The organism is Reyranella massiliensis 521 (assembly GCF_000312425.1).
Classification (GTDB): Bacteria; Pseudomonadota; Alphaproteobacteria; order Reyranellales; family Reyranellaceae; genus Reyranella; species Reyranella massiliensis.
On the sequence record NZ_HE997181.1, the window covers coordinates 2,793,069 to 2,799,128 of the forward strand.

Here is a 6,060-nt window from a genome sequence, read left to right on the forward strand (position 1 = left end):
TCAGAGGCGCATGACGATCCGGCCGTCGATCTTCTCCTGCTGCATGCGCTCGAAGATGTCGTTGATGGCGTCGAGCGGTTCCCACGAGAAGTGAGGCTTCACCTTGCCCTCGCCGGCAAATTCCAGGCACTCGACCAGGTCCTGCCGCGTGCCGACGATCGAGCCGCGCACCGTGATGCGGTTGAGCACGGTGTCGAAGATCGGCAGCGGGAAATCGCCCGGCGGCAAGCCGACCAGCACCATCGTGCCGCGCCGACGCAACATTGCCTGCGCCTGGGCGAAGGCCTTGGGCGATACCGCCGTCACCAGCACGCCATGCACGCCGCCCATCGCCTTGTGCAGCGCCGGACCGGGATCTTCCTCGCGGGCATTGATCACCATGTCGGCGCCCAGCTTCTTGGCCAGGTCGAGCTTCTCGGGATGCACGTCGATGGCCGCGCAATGCAGGCCCATTGCCTTGGCGTATTGCACCGCCATGTGGCCGAGCCCGCCGATGCCGGAGACCGCCACCCACTCGCCGGGCCGCGCTTCCGTCTCCTTGAGCCCTTTGTAAACAGTGACGCCGGCGCACAGGACCGGCGCGGCCGGCCCGAAGTCGAGGCTCGCCGGGAGCTTTCCAACGTAGTTGGGGTCGGCAACCACGTAGTCGGCGAAGCCGCCGTTGACCGAATAGCCGGTGTTCTGCTGCTCGTGGCAGAGCGTCTCCCAGCCGGTGCGGCAGTGCGGACAGTGTCCGCAGGCGGTGTAGAGCCAGGGCACGCCGATGCGGTCGCCTTCCTTGACGCCCTTCACGTCGCGTCCGACGGCTGCGACGAAGCCCACGCCCTCGTGGCCCGGAATGAACGGCGGCGACGGCTTGACCGGCCAGTCGCCGTGCGCGGCATGGAGGTCGGTATGGCAGACGCCCGACGCTTCCACTTTCATGAGAATCTGGTTTGCGCCGACCTCCGGAACCGGAACTTCGCGGATGACGAGCGGCTTCTTGAACGCCGTGACGACCGCGGCCTTCATCGTCTTTGCCATGGGGCCCCTCCTCGGATCGATCTCCTGAAGCGACGACGAATACTAGCCGCAACTTCCCGGCTTGGCGAAGCCTCGCGGCCCCACCGAAACTCGGGTGGGACCGCCATCGGCTCCCGTTCTCAGCCCTTGTTCCGTTGCGGCACCATGCAGAAGCCCTGGGCTTCGACGCCCAGGGTCGGATTGAACTTCGAGCGGAAGTTCTCCATCGCAATCGCGGCCGTCAGTTCCACCACCTGCGCTTCGGTGAAGTGCTTGCGCAGTTCGGCGAAGAACGCGTCGTCGACGTGCTGGTCGGTGTAGGTGATGCGTTCGGCATATTCCAACGCCAGCCGTTCGCTCGGGCTGAACAACTTGCTGTCGCGCCAGTTCAGGACCTCCGCGACCTTCTCCAGTCCGCCTTCATTCTCCGTCACACGGACGGAATTGATGTCTATTCAAAAGGGGCAGCCGTTGATCGACGCCACGCGCAGGTAGATCAGCGGCGGCAGGTCCTTCGGCAATTGTCCCGACTGCTCGATCGACGCGCCGAGCATCTTGGCGGCGCGCAGGATCGGCGGGCAATGCGCCATCACCTTTGTCGGGTTCAGAAGACCGCCGAAGATCTCGCGTTCCTTGTCGAACACGGGCTTCAACGTCGGATCGCCACCGTCTTCCTCGATCTCACTCACGCGGGGCATGACACGCTCCTCAAGTTTCGCAGGACGGCGACCCTACGCTGCCCGCCGCCGATCATCCAGCCGGTTGTGCGCTGTGGTCATTCGGTGATGCGAGCGGCGCGCGATGGCATTTGCCGAAACGCATTTCTAGATAGACCCCACACTCGACACAGACAGCGGCAACGGTCGAGGAGAGGAGCGCCCGATGGCAATCTACGGCGATACGTCCGGCATCCTTCGTCATCGCGAAGCAGGCGGCAATCAAGACATCGCGCTCGAAAACAGCATCGGAGGAACGGCCTATGGCGATGCCGATCAGATGCTGAACAAGAGTCGCGGCGGCGACGACACGCTCACGGGCGGCGCCTTCGCGACCAACATCCTCTTCGGCGATGCCGACACGATGCACGATCGCGCCCAGGGCGGGAACGACACGCTGATCGGAGCCAGTCGCAACGACCTCCTCTATGGCGACGCCTATGGCCTCTACGATCGCGCCAGCGGCGGCAACGACACGTTGGTCATGGGCGGGCCGCAGGAACACCTGTTCGGCGATGCCTACGAGATGTTCGGCCACTCTTCCGGTGGCGACGATGCGCTGATCGGCAGGCCAGACCAGATCGAGATCGGCGTCGGACCGCCTGGCTTTCTCCTGGGCGATGCCTTCAACATGTATGGCCATGCCCAGGGCGGCAACGACACGCTGACCGACACGGCCGTCGCCAGCGGCGACGCCAACAGCCTGTTCGACCGTGCCCGGGGCGGCGACGACACGATCACCGGCGGCAACGGCCGCGCCAACAATCTGATCGGCGATGCCAATCACATGGCCGACCGCACGGTCGGCGGCGACGACACGATCACCGGCGGCAACGCCGCCGTGGAGACCCTCTCCGGCGATGCCGAGGATATGTCCGGCCGGGCGCGCGGTGGCGACGACCGGCTGACGAGCGAGGCTTCGGTCGGCGGGACCCTGTATGGCGATGCCCGGACCATGACCGACCGGACCGTCGGCGGCGACGACGTGCTGACGGCGAGCGGTTCCAGCAACCGCCTCTACGGCGATGCCCAGACTCTCGACGGCAGGAGCCGCGGCGGCGACGACACGCTGATCAGCGGGCAAGGTGCCGACCATATGTGGGGCGACGCCGCCGTCGTGGCGGCGGGCGCGCACACGGGCGCCGACACGTTCGTCTTTGCACCGGGCGGCGGCCACGACGACATCAACGATTTCCGCCAGAGCGACGGCGACCGCATCGACGTCAGCGCCTACGGCTTCGCAGGCCTCGACGACATGACGTTCACGTCCGACGGCAGCGACACCACCATCACCTTCGATGCGACGTCGAGCGTCGTCCTGGTCGGCTTTGCCGATCTGCAGGCGCTGCACGCGTCTGACTTCGTCCTCTTCGCCTGAGCGTCAGCGGACCGGCACCAGAGCCGTCAGTACCAGGCGCACGAGATCGACCTGCGAGGCGGTGTCGGTCTTGGCGCGCGCAGTCGCGAGCTGCGTGCGCACAGTCTCGAAGCTCACGCCCAGTCTTTTGGCGATGGCCGGCAGCGGCAGGCCAGCCGCAAGCAGGCTGACCAGGCGCGCCTCGGCCGGCGTCAATCCGAAGAGAGTCGACAGCACCCGCGGCTCGATCCGGGGCGCGGCCTCGGGATCGGTGACGATCAGCATGACGGCCGCCTGCTGCGATGCGAGCGCGCTGCGCGCGAAGCCGCGATCCTGGCCGAGCGGCGTCGCGACCACCGTATAGGCGCGGCGGCCGGACGGCCGCAGGATGCGCAGATAGTCGCCCGCCCCGCCTCCGACGTCGCCCGCGGTCGTTCGCGCCGCCTGCAGGATCGCGAGCTGCAGCCGGACATCGTCGCCGGCAAATGCGGCATGCACGCCGGCTGCGGTGAGCAGCAGCCCGTCGCCTTCCCCCAGCATCGCGAGCGCCGCGCGATTGGCGGTGACCAGCCGGCCGGCCGAGGAGAGCTGCACGACGCCGAACGGCAGATGATCCAGCGCCGCCGACGCCGCGATGTCCGCCCGATGCAAGGCCCCGAGACGCGCCCTCACCTGCAAGGCGCGGCCGATATGCGGCAGCAGGCGCTGCAACATTTCGGCCGCCGTGCGTTCAAAGGGCGTAGCGCGACGTCCGCGATGGATGCCGAACGCATAGACGCCGCCGCCGGGCAGGGTGCCGCTCGCCATGACGCCGTGGAAGACGTCGGTGTGGGGAAGGATCAGTTCGCTGTAGACGCGACTGTTCTGCCAGTCGAGGTTGCTGACGAGATCGGTGCCCAGCACCGCGCGATCGAAGACGCGGCGCTCGATGGCGGCCAGGCGCCAGGGATCGAGGTCGTAATAGTGGGCGCCGTACAGCTCGACGACCTTCGGGATCATCCCCTGCATGTCGACAATGTCGACGGGGCTGTCGGATGCGCCCTGCGTCGTCAGGGTAAAGGTCGCGCCATCGAAAAAGGATGTCAGGCAACGCCCGACATCGCTCCACGCTACATGGCCCAGCGTCGCGTCATACAGCAAACCGATGGCTTCGGTTTCCCGATCGACTCCCACAGCCTCCGCTCCCCGGTGGCATTCTTTTCGTTACACCGAGGATAGCGGGAGCAGCAAGATTCTCCACTCAATTCCACGCGAGGCGATCGCGCCGCCGCGGCGCCCCTTAGAAGCCGAGCACCTTCGCCTGGACGACGCCCTCGACGGCGCTGATCTTGCCGATCAGTTCGTTCGAGATCGGCTGGTCGACCTGCACGAGCGCGATGGCCGATCCGCCCGGCTTGTCGCGGCCAAGATGGAAGGTCGCGATGTTGACCTTGTTCTCGCCCAGGATCGTGCCCAGCCGGCCGATGAAGCCAGGCTTGTCGTCGTTGGTGATGTAGAGCATGTGCGGGGCGAACTCGGCCTCGATCTCCATGCCCTTGATCTCGACGATGCGCGGATGCTTGCCGCCGAACAGCGTGCCCGTCACCGAGCGCGTGTACTTCTCCGTCGTGACCGAGAGCCGGATCAGCGAGTTGTAGTCGCTGTCGCGCTCGTGCTTGACCGCGGCCACCTCGATGCCGCGCTCGCGGGCGATCACCGGCGCGTTGACCATGTTCACCGTGTCGAGCTGCGGGCGCAGCACGCCCATCAGCGCCACCTGGGAGAGCGGCTTGATGTTGAGTGCCGCCACCTGGCCCTCGTACTCGATGGACACGGCCTTGATGTCGGTGTCGGTGAGCTGGCCCGCGAACGAGCCCAGCTTCTCGGCAAGGTCGAGGAACGGCGCCAGCTTGGGCGCATCTTCGGCCGAGACGTTCGGCATGTTGAGCGAGTTGGTGATGGCGCCGGTCAGCAGATAGTCGGCCATCTGCTCGGCGACCTGCAGCGCCACGTTCTCCTGCGCTTCCACCGTCGAGGCGCCGAGATGCGGCGTGCAGACGAGATTGGGCGAGCCGAACAGCACGTTGGTCTTGGCCGGCTCCTCGACGAAGACGTCGAAGCCCGCACCCGCGATGTGGCCGGAGACCAGCAGGTCGCGCACCGCCAGCTCGTCGACCAGCCCGCCGCGCGCGCAGTTCACGATGCGCACGCCCTTCTTGGTCTTCATCAGGTTGGCGCGAGAGAGGATGTTCTTGGTCTGCTCCGTGAGCGGCGTATGCACGGTGATGAAGTCGGCCCGCGCCAGCACCTGGTCGAGCGTCGCCTTCTCCACGCCAAGCTCGGTGGCGCGCTGGTCGCTCAGGAACGGATCGTAGGCCACGACGCGCATCTTGAGGCCGATGGCGCGCTCCGCCACGATCGAGCCGATGTTGCCGCAGCCGATCAGGCCCAGCGTCTTGAAGCTGAGTTCGGTGCCCATGAAGCGGTTCTTTTCCCACTTGCCGGCCTGGGTCGAGGCATTGGCCTCGGGCACCTGGCGGGCGACCGCGAACATCAGCGCGATGGCGTGCTCGGCCGTGGTGATGGCGTTGCCGAACGGCGTGTTCATCACCACGACGCCGTTGGCGGTGGCGGCCTTGATGTCGACATTGTCGACGCCGATGCCGGCACGACCCACGACCTTGAGGTTCTTGGCCTCGGCCAGAACCTCGGCCGTGACCTTGGTTGCCGACCGGATCGCGAGGCCGTGATAGTTGCCGATGATGGCGCGCAGTTCGGCCGGCTTCAGGCCCGGCTTGAAATCGACGTCGCAACCGCGCTCCGAGAAAATCTCGACAGCGCGCGGGGAAAGCTCGTCGGAAATGAGAACTTTAGGCTTGGCCATTTTCCAGGACTCCTCGTTCGAACTCTCCTCCCCTTCGCGGACTCCGCGGAGGGGAGGTGTCGCCGTCTGCGGCGACGGAGGGGTCATGACCCCTCCGCCCCGTATGACAGGGCACCTCCCCC

General features: G+C 66.5%; 6 protein-coding genes. 1 reads left to right on the forward strand and 5 read right to left on the reverse strand.

The features are described from left to right. The 3 genes from adhP to BN60_RS28930 all read right to left on the reverse strand — a co-directional run bounded on the left by adhP (nucleotide 1) and on the right by BN60_RS28930 (nucleotide 1,700). Nucleotides 1-1,023: an alcohol dehydrogenase AdhP gene (gene adhP / locus BN60_RS13840; RefSeq protein WP_020696672.1), complete on the reverse strand. Its 1,023-nt coding sequence runs from the start codon at nucleotides 1,021-1,023 to the stop codon at nucleotides 1-3. Between the two features lie 119 nt (nucleotides 1,024-1,142). After that, the gene (locus tag BN60_RS28925; RefSeq protein ID WP_020696673.1) at nucleotides 1,143-1,436 is read right to left on the reverse strand and encodes a carboxymuconolactone decarboxylase family protein; all 294 of its coding nucleotides are present in this window, start codon (nucleotides 1,434-1,436) and stop codon (nucleotides 1,143-1,145) included. 21 nt (nucleotides 1,437-1,457) lie between these two features. After that, nucleotides 1,458-1,700, reverse strand: coding sequence for a carboxymuconolactone decarboxylase family protein (locus tag BN60_RS28930; protein ID WP_020696674.1), 243 nt, complete (start codon nucleotides 1,698-1,700; stop codon nucleotides 1,458-1,460). Between the two features lie 184 nt (nucleotides 1,701-1,884). Between BN60_RS28930 and BN60_RS13850 the strand changes: the two genes are divergently transcribed. Beyond that, nucleotides 1,885-3,096, forward strand: a complete 1,212-nt coding sequence (locus BN60_RS13850; protein WP_020696675.1) for a calcium-binding protein — start codon at nucleotides 1,885-1,887, stop codon at nucleotides 3,094-3,096. Nucleotides 3,097-3,099: 3 nt separating this feature from the next. Here BN60_RS13850 and BN60_RS13855 read toward each other — a convergent pair whose 3' ends face one another. Both BN60_RS13855 and serA read right to left on the reverse strand, forming a co-directional pair. Beyond that, the gene (locus tag BN60_RS13855) at nucleotides 3,100-4,248 is read right to left on the reverse strand and encodes a helix-turn-helix transcriptional regulator (protein WP_020696676.1); all 1,149 of its coding nucleotides are present in this window, start codon (nucleotides 4,246-4,248) and stop codon (nucleotides 3,100-3,102) included. Between the two features lie 106 nt (nucleotides 4,249-4,354). After that, complete coding sequence (gene serA / locus BN60_RS13860; RefSeq protein WP_020696677.1) at nucleotides 4,355-5,938, reverse strand: phosphoglycerate dehydrogenase; 1,584 nt, start codon at nucleotides 5,936-5,938, stop codon at nucleotides 4,355-4,357. Between the last annotated feature and the right edge of the window lie 122 nt (nucleotides 5,939-6,060).

Excerpts from the sequence above, each read along its gene's own strand:
- BN60_RS28930 (WP_020696674.1), bottom strand. The coding sequence starts at position 1,700 with ATGCCCCGCGTGAGTGAGATCGAGGAAGACGGTGGCGATCCGACGTTG.
- adhP (WP_020696672.1), bottom strand. The coding sequence starts at position 1,023 with ATGGCAAAGACGATGAAGGCCGCGGTCGTCACGGCGTTCAAGAAGCCG.
- serA (WP_020696677.1), bottom strand. The coding sequence starts at position 5,938 with ATGGCCAAGCCTAAAGTTCTCATTTCCGACGAGCTTTCCCCGCGCGCT.
- BN60_RS13850 (WP_020696675.1), top strand. The coding sequence starts at position 1,885 with ATGGCAATCTACGGCGATACGTCCGGCATCCTTCGTCATCGCGAAGCA.